The organism is Alteromonas hispanica, from assembly GCF_010500915.1.
In the GTDB taxonomy this organism is placed as follows: domain Bacteria; phylum Pseudomonadota; class Gammaproteobacteria; order Enterobacterales; family Alteromonadaceae; genus Alteromonas; species Alteromonas hispanica.
Genome location: NZ_JAAAWP010000003.1, coordinates 302,083 through 315,752 on the forward strand (window position 1 = coordinate 302,083; position 13,670 = coordinate 315,752).

13 protein-coding genes are annotated in these 13,670 nt (G+C 43.8%); 4 read left to right on the forward strand and 9 right to left on the reverse strand.

The window, feature by feature from the left end; all coding sequences use genetic code 11:
- The first annotated feature begins 38 nt into the window (after positions 1–38).
- Positions 39–1,130 carry a serine hydrolase domain-containing protein gene (locus GTW09_RS06790; protein ID WP_420809542.1) on the forward strand — a complete coding sequence of 364 codons (1,092 nt, stop codon included), beginning with the start codon at positions 39–41 and terminating at the stop codon, positions 1,128–1,130.
- 23 nt (positions 1,131–1,153) lie between these two features.
- On the opposite strand, the gene speA is transcribed toward GTW09_RS06790, so the two are convergent.
- From speA to GTW09_RS06815, 5 genes are all read right to left on the reverse strand, one after another.
- On the reverse strand, positions 1,154–3,064 hold the full coding sequence (gene speA, locus GTW09_RS06795) for a biosynthetic arginine decarboxylase (protein WP_163111103.1): 1,911 nt from the start codon (positions 3,062–3,064) through the stop codon (positions 1,154–1,156).
- 141 nt (positions 3,065–3,205) lie between these two features.
- Positions 3,206–3,640 (reverse strand): arginine decarboxylase, encoded by a 435-nt coding sequence (locus GTW09_RS06800; RefSeq protein WP_163111105.1) that lies wholly within the window; start codon positions 3,638–3,640, stop codon positions 3,206–3,208.
- Between the two features lie 239 nt (positions 3,641–3,879).
- On the reverse strand, positions 3,880–5,268 hold the full coding sequence (locus GTW09_RS06805) for an NAD(P)(+) transhydrogenase (Re/Si-specific) subunit beta (RefSeq protein WP_163111107.1): 1,389 nt from the start codon (positions 5,266–5,268) through the stop codon (positions 3,880–3,882).
- Positions 5,269–5,279: 11 nt separating this feature from the next.
- Complete coding sequence (locus tag GTW09_RS06810) at positions 5,280–5,561, reverse strand: NAD(P) transhydrogenase subunit alpha part 2 (protein WP_163111108.1); 282 nt, start codon at positions 5,559–5,561, stop codon at positions 5,280–5,282.
- 2 nt (positions 5,562–5,563) lie between these two features.
- Positions 5,564–6,721 (reverse strand): Rossmann-fold NAD(P)-binding domain-containing protein, encoded by a 1,158-nt coding sequence (locus tag GTW09_RS06815; protein WP_163111109.1) that lies wholly within the window; start codon positions 6,719–6,721, stop codon positions 5,564–5,566.
- 595 nt (positions 6,722–7,316) lie between these two features.
- Between GTW09_RS06815 and GTW09_RS06820 the strand changes: the two genes are divergently transcribed.
- Entirely contained in the window at positions 7,317–7,490 is a 174-nt protein-coding gene (locus tag GTW09_RS06820) for a DUF6435 family protein (RefSeq protein ID WP_152561612.1), read from the forward strand.
- Positions 7,491–7,603: 113 nt separating this feature from the next.
- Positions 7,604–8,317: a hypothetical protein gene (locus GTW09_RS06825; RefSeq protein WP_239059303.1), complete on the forward strand. Its 714-nt coding sequence runs from the start codon at positions 7,604–7,606 to the stop codon at positions 8,315–8,317.
- 20 nt (positions 8,318–8,337) lie between these two features.
- Here the strand turns inward: GTW09_RS06825 and ppiC are convergent, their stop codons facing one another.
- Positions 8,338–8,619, reverse strand: a complete 282-nt coding sequence (gene ppiC / locus GTW09_RS06830) for a peptidylprolyl isomerase PpiC (protein ID WP_163111110.1) — start codon at positions 8,617–8,619, stop codon at positions 8,338–8,340.
- Positions 8,620–8,791: 172 nt separating this feature from the next.
- Here ppiC and GTW09_RS06835 point away from each other — a divergent pair, with 172 nt between their 5' ends.
- Positions 8,792–10,615, forward strand: a complete 1,824-nt coding sequence (locus GTW09_RS06835; protein WP_163111111.1) for a DUF885 domain-containing protein — start codon at positions 8,792–8,794, stop codon at positions 10,613–10,615.
- 121 nt (positions 10,616–10,736) lie between these two features.
- Here GTW09_RS06835 and groL read toward each other — a convergent pair whose 3' ends face one another.
- From groL to GTW09_RS06850, 3 genes are all read right to left on the reverse strand, one after another.
- Positions 10,737–12,377: a chaperonin GroEL gene (groL, locus tag GTW09_RS06840; protein ID WP_071980926.1), complete on the reverse strand. Its 1,641-nt coding sequence runs from the start codon at positions 12,375–12,377 to the stop codon at positions 10,737–10,739.
- 40 nt (positions 12,378–12,417) lie between these two features.
- Positions 12,418–12,708 carry a co-chaperone GroES gene (locus GTW09_RS06845; RefSeq protein ID WP_071980927.1) on the reverse strand — a complete coding sequence of 97 codons (291 nt, stop codon included), beginning with the start codon at positions 12,706–12,708 and terminating at the stop codon, positions 12,418–12,420.
- A gap of 334 nt (positions 12,709–13,042) precedes the next feature.
- Positions 13,043–13,588, reverse strand: a complete 546-nt coding sequence (locus GTW09_RS06850) for an FxsA family protein (RefSeq protein ID WP_163111112.1) — start codon at positions 13,586–13,588, stop codon at positions 13,043–13,045.
- Positions 13,589–13,670: the final 82 nt, after the last annotated feature.

A 13,670-nucleotide genomic window follows, 5' to 3' on the forward strand; every position in this document is an offset into this window, starting at 1 on the left:
TGCGCATTTTGATGTCGCGCTTTTTTTTAATGTGCGTAATGCCCATGTGGCTGCTTTACCCACATATTGCATCTGCTGACTGGCTCGACAACTATGCAAACTATGTTAAAAAAGAGGCGAACAAATACAACGTACCCGGCTATGCCTTTGTGTTTTACGAACAGGGTAAAACGCCAAGAGTTTATGTCTATGGTAAAACGCGCAAGAAAGGCGGCACTAAAGTAACCAAAGACACCGTGTTCCGCCTTGCCTCGGTTTCAAAAACATTTACCGCATTACTTAGCGCTAAATTAGTAGAACGCAATCAGCTCGCGTGGAATACGTCTATTAACACGCTGCTCCCAGATATTCCTTTTAACGGAAAAGGGACAGACACTCTAGAGTTACAGCACATCGTTGGCCAATCTAGCGGCTTTATGCCCAATGCGTACGATAACTTAATTGAAGCCGATTACTCTTTAGAGCGCGTCCTTAAATCGCTAGGCGAGCTTGAGCCGCTGTGTAAACCCGGCGACTGCTATACCTATCAAAATGCTTTATTCGGCGCGTTAGAGTATTACTTTAGCAAGCAAGACACCTCTTATTCGAGTCAAATTCAGTCGTACCTATTTTCACCACTTGGGATGACATCTTCTAGCGTAGGAAAAGGTGGCTTATTAGCCTCAGACTCTTGGGCCAGGCCGCACATAGCCATAGCACGTAACAAGTGGCATGAGGGCAAAGTAGAAAGTAATTACTATCGCTTTTCACCGGCAGCTGGGGTTAACGCCAGCATTTACGATATGACCATTTATCTGCAGGCGCTGTTAGGTGAGTTTCCCACTGTTATTTCAAAAGAAATGGTTGAATACGTAACAACCGAGCGGGTTCGCACTAAACGTGAAACCTATCGCCGCGGCTGGCGAGGTATGATAGACGACGCACACTACGGCCTAGGCTGGCGCATATATGATCTCGATGGAAAAAAACTGAATTATCACGGCGGTTGGGTTAAGGGGTATCGCGCAGATGTTGCGTTTATGCCAGAGAAAAAAGCCGGGTATGTCATGCTGATGAATGCAGAATCAAATATGATTAATAACACAACTGCCGAGCTGTGGAAGCGCTTTTTAAAGCAAGCCGGTGACTAGCGCCACCGGCAATAGCAAGCTATCTACTGCTTGAGATAAGTGTAACCGCTTAAACATTTTTCATAAAAATCTGTCCAGCGAACACCTTCTCTAGGATTGAGCTTTCCATCCCACACATGTCTGTCAATCAGGCGCTTTACATCAGATGCCATAGCCCGAGGGTTATACTGCATAACATTCAGTACGTCCTCAACCGATGAGCCTTTCACCACTTCTTCAATGTAAAAGTCTTCTGGGTCATCGTCGTAGCTGTAAATATGCACTTCGTTCAAACGGCCAAAAAGATTGTGCATGTCGCCCATTACATCTTGATAAGCCCCTGTTAAAAACAGCCCAACGTAGTAAGGCTCGTCTCGCTTTAAGGGGTGCATGGGCAGCACATCAGTAATTTCTCTGCCAATAGTAAACTGGTCAATCTTTCCGTCGCTATCACAGGTTATATCAACCAGTGAGCAGTTTACTGTAGGCTCTTCATTCATTCTCGTCAGTGGAACTACAGGCAGAAGTTGATCAATAGCCCAAGTGTCTGCCGCCGACTGAAACACAGAGAAGTTACACAGGTATTGTGATGACAAGCTGTAATCAAGCTCTTGTAACTCTTCGGGAACGTATTCCTCTTTACGATACCAAGTTTGCAATCTGCCCATTATTTGCCAATACAGTGTTTCTATCTTAGCCAATTCCTCTAATGGAATAACGCGCAATTTAAAGGCGTCGAGGGCCTGCTCTTTGTATTGCGAAGCGTCGTTATACACTTCATGCATGTTTTCTTGTTCGTCGAAGGTTTCCGCAAGCTCTCGTATATTCTTTAAGAAAAAGTGCTCGCCTTCTTTTGCAGATGTGTCCATATCAGCGGCATTAGACTTAATTTCACCCACAATTTCGGTAATAACACAGCTGTGATGTGCGGTAATGGCACGGCCACTTTCACTCACTAAATGAGGATGAGGAACGCCTTCCAGATCGCACATTTCTTTCATGCCGTATACAACATCAGCTACATATTCTTGCATACTGTAGTTACGCGAAGACTCGTTGGTTGAGTTACTTCCATCGTAGTCAATACCTAAGCCACCGCCTACATCGACATAGTCTAAAGCGAAGCCCATTTTATGCAGATCGGCATAAATACGCGCGCCCTCAGTAACAGCTTCTTTGACGGCGCGGATATCAGTTAGCTGACTGCCAATGTGAAAATGTAATAGCTTGAGGCAATGGGCCATGCCCTGCTCTTCTAAATAGCGCGCCGCGTTAATTATCTCGGTTATGGTTAGGCCGAACTTTGCTCGCTCACCGCCAGAACTTTCCCACTTGCCGCGACCTTTTACCGTCATTTTTGAGCGAACGCCAATAATAGGATCGATATCCAGCTCTTTTGCCACTTTCACAAGTAATAGTAGTTCGGTAAATTTCTCAACTACCACAACGACCTTGCGCCCAAGCTTGCGACCTAGTAGCGCCAAACGCATTACTTCATCATCTTTGTAACCATTTAAGATGGTAAGCGACTCTTCATTAGTGTTCATTGCCAGTACGGTGAGAAGCTCTGCTTTTGACCCAGCTTCTAACCCATAGTTGTAAGGTTTGCCTGCATCTACAATTTCCTCAACCACTTCGCGCATCTGGTTTACCTTAACCGGGTAAACACCTTGATACTCGCCTTGATATTCAGCTTCTGTGATCGATTTTCGAAAGGCTTTATTTAATCCAGCCACTTGCGAACGCAAGATATCGTGAAAACGAACAACCACAGGAAATTGCACACCTTCTTTGCGGATATCTTCGATAACCGAATTGAAGTCAATGCGAATACTGGGATCTTCAGGCACGGGGGTAATATGAACGTTGCCATTTTCACCTATCTGAAAATAGCCGCCGCCCCATTGAGAAACGCCATAAACGCGCTCTGCTTCCTCGATACTCCAATTTGACAATGTAGTCACCTTTTAACAGTGCGCTAGGAAACACCTAGCAAATGAGTGCAAAAATAAGCCGCGTATTATAGACAACATCGCAAATGTTGCGATGTAAAATATCGATTGTGTCGAATAATTATATTTATCGCATTACTCCTTTTACGGAGTTGCGGCATGTACCCAAGATTTTACGTATGCCATCGTACTTGGTTCAACTCTCTCGCTTGCTAACCCTAAAAACACCCCTGCATCTTGTGTGCGTTCAAGGACAAAAGCTTCATTTACGAAATACTTTTTTGCAATATGATCCGCGTTGGTATTTTCATCTTCCAGCCACAACTCGCTTAACTGATTTCTGCGATCTAGCTGAATAGGCTGTCTAATACGACTGTCAATTTCTGAGTCTGGAGTCGACCAGGCTCTAATATCCACTAGTAGATGAAACGGTTTACCGTTTCGTTTCTGCAGTGTAGTCGTCAGCTCTCCCAAGTAACTTATATTTGTGGCTGTATCCCAGTGGCCTCGAAGTGTTACCAAAATACAATTTTGATAGGTTTCGATGTCAAAAGTACGTTTAGATGGGAATTCACTCATTACAGGGTTTCAGCTTGGTATCGGTGGCAATATAGAAGCGTGATGTTAGAACGGAATCAGACGTTTAACAACCTCGAAAAAATATATCTTCTTTTAGCCAGAAATTGGACATAGATGAAAGTAATGTGTGCCTTCAAAAACATAACAATGCTATTGAAAGCACACCTTAGCGCTCTTTCTTTTTAAATGTTGCGATTACCAATAAAGTACGCAAACGTTAAGTTTAATCCGTGAACAACTTAGTCGTCACCAAACTCACGAATAATACTGTTTATGGTTTCCTTCGCATCACCCAGCACCATTCGCGTGTTTTCTTTAAAGAATAACGGGTTATCTACACCTGCAAAGCCTGCATTAGCAGAACGCTTAAGCACAAAGACTGTTTTGGCGCGGTATGCTTCAATAACCGGCATACCGTATATGGGGCTACCTTTCATCTCTTTTGCCGCAGGGTTAACAACGTCGTTAGCACCTATAACAATAACCACGTCATAATTCTCCATGCGTGGGTTAACGTCGTCCATTTCGTATAGCTGATCGTAAGGCACGTCTGCTTCCGCTAGCAGTACGTTCATATGTCCCGGCATACGTCCGGCAACGGCATGAATAGCATAATCGACGGTACATCCGTTTTCCTCAAGCAATGACTGGAGTTCACGAACAGCATGCTGCGCTTGCGCTACCGCCATACCGTACCCGGGAACAACCAGCACGGCCTGGGCAGCTTCTAGCACGTAAAAAGCATCCTGCGCCGCCAACACTTTTATCTCACCTTCAATTTTCTCGCCCGCCTCAACAGGTGTCGAAAATCCTGAAAGCAACACATTCATAAGCGAACGGTTCATGGCTTTACACATAATATTGGTAAGAATTAGCCCAGACGCACCCACTAATAGACCGGTAACAATGAGAATAGTATTACCTGTAGCCAAACCGGCAGCAGATGCAGCAATACCTGAATAGCTGTTCAGCAGAGCGATTACCACCGGCATATCTGCGCCACCGATAGATATGGTAGCTAGTAAACCAAAGCTTAGTGCTAAAGCAATGGCGCAATACAACCACAGCGTATTAGCAGGGTCTGTGGCAAACAAATAGCCAATACCCACCATAGCAATTAGATGGAAGATACTTAGTTCACGTAAGCCAATGAAAATAACAGCCTTTGAACTCAACTTCCCAGACAGCTTACCCCAAGCGATAACCGAGCCTGAAAACGTGACTCCCCCTACCAAAATAGTGAAAAAGAGAGTTAAGAACGTAAACACGCTGGCTGTATTTAACACCATCATACTCATGCTTGATAATGTGGCCCAACCCAACAACAGCGAGGCTGCACCGCCAAAACCATTAAACAAAGACACCATTTCAGGCATTGACGTCATCTCTACGGTTTTTGCTTTCCACGCGCCATAGGCACCGCCGATGACAAAACCAAGCAGAATGAAGTGATAGCTTATAATTTGCTGGTCGAGCAAGGTTATAACAACCGCAATGAGCATACCCACTGCCGAAATAAAGTTACCTTTTTTAGCGGTATCTGGATGACTTAATAATTTAAGACCGAGAATAAATAGTGCCGCAGCAACTACGTACGCTAGGTTTATAGTGGTTACAATATTGTTCACTTGCGTACTCCCTATTTATTCTTTTTTTTGAACATGCTTAACATGCGATCGGTCACTAAGTATCCGCCCACTACGTTGATGCTTGCCAGCGCTACTGCCACGGTTCCAAGTACCGTCGTTAAAATACTATTATCACTGCCCGACGCCACTAAAGCGCCCACAAGCGTGATACCCGATATTGCGTTAGAACCAGACATAAGTGGTGTATGTAATGTAGCGGGTACTTTTCGAATAAGCTCAAAACCGAGAAAACCTGCTAGTACCACAATAAAAAGTAAGTATATGATTTCCATGATTACGCCCCTTTGTAAGTAGTTAGCAGCATGTCATTGGTTACGCTTCCCTGATGGGTAATAACGCAGCCGGCGAGAATGTCGTCCTCCAAATTTAGGTTGAAGGTGTTGGTTTCAGTATCGAAGAACTCGTCTACTAAGTTATAAATATTGTTGGCATACATGTCGGTAGCTGCCCTTGCTACAAACTGGCTCCAGTAACCATCACCAATCACATTTACACCATTAACTAAGGTCGTTTTTCCGGGTTCCGAACCTTCAACATTACCGCCCGACGTAGCAGCCATGTCTACCACAACACTGCCTGGCTTCATTAATGCCAGCGTATCTTTTGAGATAAGCACCGGGGGTTTGCGCCCAAATAATTGCGCCGTGGTAATAACAATATCGGAATCAGCAATGGCATCGCGCTGAGCCTCTTGCTGTTTGGCTTTTTGCTCTTCGGTGAGTTCTTTGGCATAGCCATCTTTTGTTTGACCAGTTTCACCAATATCAATCTTAAGGAACTTGCCGCCTAACGACTCAACCTGTTCTGCCACTACCTCTCGGGTATCATAGGCAAGTACATTTGCGCCAAGACGCTTGGCTGTGGCAATTGCCTGAAGCCCGGCTACGCCTGCGCCAATAATAAAGACTTTTGCCGGCTTAATGGTGCCTGAAGGCGTCATCATCATGGGTAAAATTGAGGGGAGCAGACTAGCGGCCTGCATAACCATGACGTATCCCGCTAGGCTTGCCTGCGAACTCAGTGCGTCCATTTTTTGCGCTCGAGATGAACGAGGGATCATTTCAACTGAAATAGCGGTTAGCTGCTTTTGCGCAATAGATTCAATAAGCGGTTGTTGAAAGAAAGGGTCAAGATGGCCTACCACAATGGCCCCTTTTTTCATCAACGCCAATTGAGATTCATTAGGCTTATTCACCGCCACTAACATATCTGCCGATGATATTGACTCATTCACGTCGCTAATGACAGATACACCTACACCTTCGTATTCTTTATCAGAATAACCAGATAGTAAGCCAGCACCTGCCTCGAGTGTTATAGACAGCCCTTTCTTCACTAACCGCTGCGCACTTGATGGCGTTACAGCGCAACGCTTTTCCACCTTGTTCAGCGGATCAGGCGTTTTTGATTCATTTAACACGATGATTTTCACACGCTTCTCCTTATTAGTAGGCTCTTCGAGCATGACACCTTTTGTTACTGGCCAAGCTATTTTATTCACTTATGCTGATCATTTTTTGACTTAATTAAACGATCGTTTGAATTTTTATTAACTAAACGAGCTCAACACAGTTGTTTAATTTTTATTCTAAACCTTGTTAAACATACGCTTCACAGATATTTATTACCAAAATTTTTATCTTTAATTACATAACTATAATTTATATGAAATTCTATTATGTTTATTTCACCGGTCTTATTTTTGGTTATCGAAGGGGAGGAATGAGGCATGAAGGTTGTTTTTTGCACAGCCGTAAAGGTATAAAAAATGAACAGGCTGTGGCAGAGCAGCGCCATATACAAAACGTTAAATTGATAAAAAGATGGGTAATTCTTTTTGCTGTGATGTGATCAGTTAGTCGAATTAAAACGTTAACTCAGTACTTGCTAGAGATCATGCGCTACAAACCGTGTATTACTTAGCGTTTATTAAACCGAAAATAAAACAAAAAATACACCATAATTAGAGTACGCAGCCGTTATTTGCTTTTAAAAAAATGCACTGCGCGCCGTGAGGAGAAAAAATAGTGTTTGGGCTTTTTAAATCGAATCCGTCAAAGAAAATGCGAAAAGAGTACGACCAGCTTCTAGAGCGAGCCATGCTTGCGCAAAGGAAAGGCGATATAAAAACGTATTCTATGCTCACTGCAGAATCTGAAGAGCTGTGGAAGAAAATAGAAGCAGCGGAAAAACAGCAGTAATCTTTCTATTCTGCGTTTATGATGTGAATTCAGGGCTTCGTTTCGCATTGTAGTTTAGATAACCGTATACTAGCGCCTTCGTTAAGACCACCTAAACAAGGGCGCTGAGTATCATGGCATTTCGTTTCTTCATAACGATGTTATACGGCATCGTTTTTACATCATCGTTTTTTCATAAAAGCGCGCAGGCCATCGAAGCCGGTCAATATTATTATTTCATTTCAGAAAAGTGTGCCCCCCGAGGCCCACAATCCCCAGAAGAAAGAGGCGCAGTGACTCCCGACCTCATGCTGTTTGAAGTAGTCCCAGCGGGTATTAGTGACTATTTTGTTCGTATGAATACAGATGCCCTTATTCACTACACCGAAATAGGGCAACGCTATTTATCGGATTTAGAAGAAGAGCAAGTTTACACGGCGGGAGAAGAGAGCAGCGAAGGAAAAAAAGTCATTCATCACGACTTTATGCTACAGCGCGAAGCGATAGACTTAAAAACCCTTATTGCCACCCTCAATGGTTTTTCACAACAGCAGACTGAAAAAGGGTATTACTTTCGCACTATTCTGGCTCTGCCCAACGAAAACGCGCGTTTTAAAGCCGTCACGCGGGTGCGATTAACAGAAAGCGAAGCCGCTAATCGCATGCTGCTTACTGACTATTCCACCAGCTATTATCTTTTAGATAACGCTGGAAAAGCAGAGAGCACGCCATTTATTAGTGTCGACCACTACGCAGCCATGCGAGAGAACATACACGAATTTAATAGCCCCTATCATGCCTTTACAAAAGAGCGGGTATGCGGAGAAAAGTGGGAGTCGGGAATTTAAGGGCGTTAACGTAAGAAGTATTAATTATTGCGATACAGGGTTTTGATAATATGGAAACCAAAACGGGTTTTTACTGGCCCGTGCACTTTTAACACTTCTTTTTTAAACACAACATCATCGAACGCTTTTACCATTTGCCCGCGACGGAACTCCCCCAAATCGCCACCGCGTTTTCCCGATGGGCATGTTGAATGCTTTTTTGCTAGCGTACTGAAATTTTTACCTTTTTTCAGCTGTTCTAAAATAGAAAGAGCCTCTTTTTCGGTTTTTACCAGAATATGTACCGCTGCTGCTGTTGCCATGACAATGCCCATTAGCGTTGAATATTTACGCCTCAGAGTATAACCCAGAGCAACGCTTAGCGTAAGCATACGAATAACCGCTAGGCAGTATTTCAATTTTGCTGAATAGGTTTACTTTTTAGCGCAAATTCCGCTAACGTAGGTCGAGAACAAAATTTGGACAATAAAAATAATGAAACAATTTTTTAAATGGATTGGCGTTGGCTTAGTAGCCATAATCGCTTTAGGCGGCAGCTTTGCTGCTCACGAATGGTATGCAGATAAACCTTTTTACTTTAACAACTTTCTTAACCGAGAAATGGTAAAAGTAGCGTTTGAAAGCCCGGAAACACTTACCTCTTTGGGGTTTTTAGAGTCGGTAGGCATTAAGGGGCACAACGCTAAGCTAGATGATGCTAGCCCCGAAAAAAGTGAGGAGCTTTATAACAAGGCTCGTAATATTAAAAGCGTCATCGAGAATTACGATGATGATGACTTAAGCAAAGATGAGTTACTTTCCAAGAAGATTACCCTTTACCTTCTTGATTACCTTCTCACTAATGAGCCCTTTCAATATCACACCTACCCTGTAAACCAACTTTTTGGGGTGCAAAATGGTTACCCCAGCTTTATGCAGGGGCAGCATCAAATTAAAGATGAGACCGACGTTGAGAACTATCTCAGCCGCTTAGAAGCAGTTGACGAAAAGTTTGCACAGGTATTGGAAGGCCTGAAACTACGTGAAGATAAAGGCATTATTCCGCCTCGCTTTGTTATCGAACGCGTGCTTGATGAAATGAACGGATTTATTTCATCACCGCTTAACGAGAACGTTCTTTACAGCTCGCTAAGAGAAAAAATGGCAGATATAGAGTCACTGTCCCAAGAGCAGCAAGACGACTTTTTAGCCAAAGCAGAAGCGCGAATTAATGATGATGTAAATCGTGCTTATCAGCTATTCATCGACTATTTCACAACACTTAAAACCAAAGCGGGCACAGATGACGGATACTGGCACTTACCCGATGGCGATAAAGTATACGCCAACGCCCTTCGCTTTTTCACTACCACCGATATGACCGCAGACGAAATTCATAATATTGGCTTAAAAGAGGTAGCTAGAATTCAAGGTGAAATGCTCAAAATTCTTGCAGACGAAGGTTACGACACCTCTCAAGGCTTCACTACTGCCATGGACGCATTAGCCTCTGATCCTTCTCACTATTATGAAGACAGCGATGCGGGCCGTGAGCAAATACTAAAAGACTATCAAATCATTCTTGATGAAATTGAAGAAGGTATGAGCGAGGTTTTTCGCATTCGTCCTAAGGCAGGCATGGAAGTAGTTCGTATTCCTGAGTTTAAAGAAAAAACCGCACCTGGCGCGTATTATCAGCAGCCAGCCATAGACGGCTCTAGGCCGGGTCGCTTTTTCGCAAACCTTTACGACATAAAGGCAACACCCAAATACAGCATGCGAACGCTGGCCTATCACGAAGGCATTCCAGGCCATCACTTTCAAATAGCGCTAGCAATGGAAATTGAGGGCATGCCCTTTATTCGTAAAATGTCGCCATTCACTGCTTACACAGAAGGATGGGCGTTGTACTCAGAATATTTAGCGTGGGAAATGGGCTTTCAAGACAATCCATTGGATAATCTTGGTCGACTTCAAGCGGAATTATTTAGGGCGGTACGCTTGGTGGTAGATACTGGAATTCACCAAAAACGCTGGACCCGAGAAGAAGCTATCGACTACATGGTAAATAATACGGGTATGGCGCTAAGTGACGTTACCTCAGAAATTGAGCGTTATATTGTGATGCCTGGCCAGGCTACTTCATACAAAGTAGGCATGCTTAAGATTTTGGAGCTAAGAGAGAAGGCGAAAAATGCCTTAGGCGATAAGTTCGACTTACGCGATTTTCACGATGTCGTGCTGAAAAATGGGGCTGTTCCTCTTTCTATTTTAGAGGAATTAATCGACGCCTACATTGAAGACACTAAAAGCACATAACTGCAGTTTAGTAAGCATTTAAAGATAAGCCTGCATTGCAGGCTTAAAATATACACACATAAAAAAGGCGCTAACTTCAAAAAGTAGCGCCTTTTCTTTAAGCGTTAAGCTTAGGGGATGATTACATCATGCCGCCCATTCCGCCCATGCCGCCCATATCAGGCATTGCAGGAGCTGCTTCGTCTTTAGGTAGTTCAGCCACCATTGCTTCGGTAGTAATCATTAGTGAAGCAATTGACGATGCAAACTGAAGTGCAGAGCGCGTTACTTTTGTTGGGTCAAGAATACCCATCTCTAGCATGTCGCCGTACGTGTCGTTTGCAGCATTGTAGCCGTAGTTTCCTTCGCCGCCTTTTACCGCGTTGATAACAACAGACGCTTCTGCACCTGCGTTAGACGCGATTTGACGTAGAGGAGCTTCCATTGCACGTAGCGCAAGTTTGATACCTACAGTTTGGTCTTCGTTGTCGCCAGTTAGTTCGTCAAGCTTAGAAGCCGCGCGAACTAGTGCAACACCACCACCAGGTACTACGCCTTCTTCAACCGCAGCGCGAGTTGCGTGTAGCGCATCTTCAACGCGGTCTTTCTTCTCTTTCATCTCTACTTCAGTAGCTGCACCAACTTTAATTACTGCAACACCGCCAGAAAGCTTAGCTAAACGCTCTTGAAGCTTTTCTTTGTCGTAGTCTGAAGACGACTCTTCAATTTGACCTTTAATTTGAGCACAACGGCCTTCAATCGCTTCTTCGTCGCCGTTACCGTCAACAACAGTAGTATTGTCTTTGTTGATAACTACACGTTTAGCAGTACCTAGGTCTTCAAGCTGAACTTTTTCAAGGTCTAGACCAATCTCTTCAGAGATAACTGTACCGCCAGTTAATACCGCGATGTCTTGAAGCATTGCTTTGCGACGGTCGCCGAAACCAGGTGCTTTAACTGCAGCTACTTTCACAATGCCGCGCATGTTGTTTACAACCAATGTTGCTAGCGCTTCGCCTTCAACATCTTCAGCCATGATAAGTAGCGGCTTGCCGCCCTTCGCTACTGCTTCTAGAGTAGGAAGTAGTTCACGGATGTTAGAGATTTTCTTATCAACCAATAGAATGTACGGGCTGTCTAGTTCAACAGTACCGTTTTCTTGATTGTTGATGAAGTATGGAGAAAGGTAACCACGGTCGAACTGCATACCTTCAACAACGTCTAGTTCGTTTTGAAGTGCTTGACCTTCTTCTACAGTGATAACGCCTTCTTTACCTACTTTTTCCATTGCTTGAGCAATGATGTCGCCTACTTCTGCGTCTGAGTTAGCAGAAATAGTACCTACTTGGGCAATAGACTTGCTGTCTGCACAATCTGTAGAAAGTGCTTTTAGCTCAGCAACAGCTGCAATTACTGCTTTATCGATACCGCGCTTAAGATCCATTGGGTTCATACCCGCTGCAACAGACTTAAGGCCTTCAGTTACGATTGATTGCGCTAGTACAGTAGCGGTAGTTGTACCGTCACCCGCTTCGTCGTTCGCTTTAGAGGCTACTTCTTTCACCATCTGAGCGCCCATGTTCTCAAACTTGTCTTCAAGCTCGATCTCTTTGGCTACAGATACACCATCTTTAGTGATAGTAGGTGCACCGAAAGACTTGTCTAAAACAACGTTACGGCCTTTAGGACCTAGAGTTACTTTTACTGCATTTGCTAGCGTGTTTACGCCTTTAAGCATTTTTGTGCGAGCGTCGTCACCAAAACGTACTTCTTTAGCTGCCATGATTCAATTCCTCTCTTATTCGGTTAGTCGTTAATCGTTATTACTCAACAATTGCTAGGATGTCGCTTTCGCTAAGGATAAGCACTTCTTCACCGTCTAGCTTTTCTGTTTTAACGCCGTAACCGTCACTAAAAATAACAGTGTCGCCAACTTTAACGTCTAGCGCTTTAATTTCGCCATTTTCTAGTATGCGACCGTTACCCACAGCGATTACTTCACCGCGAGTTGATTTTTCTGCTGCAGAACCAGTCAGAACGATACCGCCTGCAGATTTGCTTTCTTGCTCTGCGCGTTTAATGATTACGCGGTCGTGTAAAGGACGAATTGCCATTTTCAAGTCTCCTGAAAATTCCACTATTCAAAGTTAATTATCAACATTCAACCTTTTGAATGTTGAGTGCCTGGATGCCCATTGCTGAGCAGTTAAACTGTTGTCTGCACCGATAGATGGGGTAGTACCTATTCAAGTTCAAGTGTTTTTCAGCAAAAAAATGTAAAAAAATTGATTTTTTTAATAAATAGCGGTGTTTTCAAAGGTGGGACGGTTCATCACTTATCCACAAAGTGAGTGAACCGGTAAATTGAAGCAGCAAAAACATGGCAAATTATGATTGAACAGAAGCCGGTGAATAGCCTCCAACGCTCTTGTCTGTATTTATTTAAGGCTACTTAAGGCGCTTATCTTCATCGTTTTGTGTGTTGTCGGTATATTCACCCTCGATAACGCCGTCTGAATCTTTCTTATCTGAGTGAAAAGGCGAGTTGCCCTGGCCATCGCCAAACGGGCTACCGGAGAAAGGGTTTTGCTGCTGATGGGAGTGAAACCCACCTGCGCTAGCTCCGCCCGGCATAACCACGCGCATTTTCATATGCTTACTAACTTGAGAGGCCAACAGATGTCGTGATCCTGGCATTACGAATAAAAAACCTAAGATATCTGTTACAAACCCTGGTGTTACTAACAAAACGCCAGCGATCACCAACATTAAGCCTTCAACCAACTCTTTGCCTGGCACCTCGTTACGCTGCATTTTTGCCTGTGCAGTTTGAAGTGTCGCAATTCCTTCGCGTTTAACAAAATAAGCACCAATAAAGGCCGTTAAAATAACAATACCTATGGTATTCCAGCCACCGATAATACTGCCTACATTCACTAGAATGGCGATTTCTAGAATAGGGAGAAGGGCAAATAATATAAATAAAACCCGCAAAATGCGTCCTCTTTTGTCACTATAAACAATGGAACTCGGGTACTATTTAATTGGCCGCTATTAAAGGGTGAATTTAATAGGT

Excerpts from the sequence above, each read along its gene's own strand:
- GTW09_RS06790 (WP_420809542.1), top strand. The coding sequence starts at position 39 with ATGCCCATGTGGCTGCTTTACCCACATATTGCATCTGCTGACTGGCTC.
- GTW09_RS06800 (WP_163111105.1), bottom strand. The coding sequence starts at position 3,640 with ATGAGTGAATTCCCATCTAAACGTACTTTTGACATCGAAACCTATCAA.
- GTW09_RS06810 (WP_163111108.1), bottom strand. The coding sequence starts at position 5,561 with ATGGAAATCATATACTTACTTTTTATTGTGGTACTAGCAGGTTTTCTC.
- GTW09_RS06825 (WP_239059303.1), top strand. The coding sequence starts at position 7,604 with ATGGCATTTCGTTTCTTCATAACGATGTTATACGGCATCGTTTTTACA.
- ppiC (WP_163111110.1), bottom strand. The coding sequence starts at position 8,619 with ATGGCAACAGCAGCAGCGGTACATATTCTGGTAAAAACCGAAAAAGAG.
- GTW09_RS06835 (WP_163111111.1), top strand. The coding sequence starts at position 8,792 with ATGAAACAATTTTTTAAATGGATTGGCGTTGGCTTAGTAGCCATAATC.
- groL (WP_071980926.1), bottom strand. The coding sequence starts at position 12,377 with ATGGCAGCTAAAGAAGTACGTTTTGGTGACGACGCTCGCACAAAAATG.
- GTW09_RS06845 (WP_071980927.1), bottom strand. The coding sequence starts at position 12,708 with ATGGCAATTCGTCCTTTACACGACCGCGTAATCATTAAACGCGCAGAG.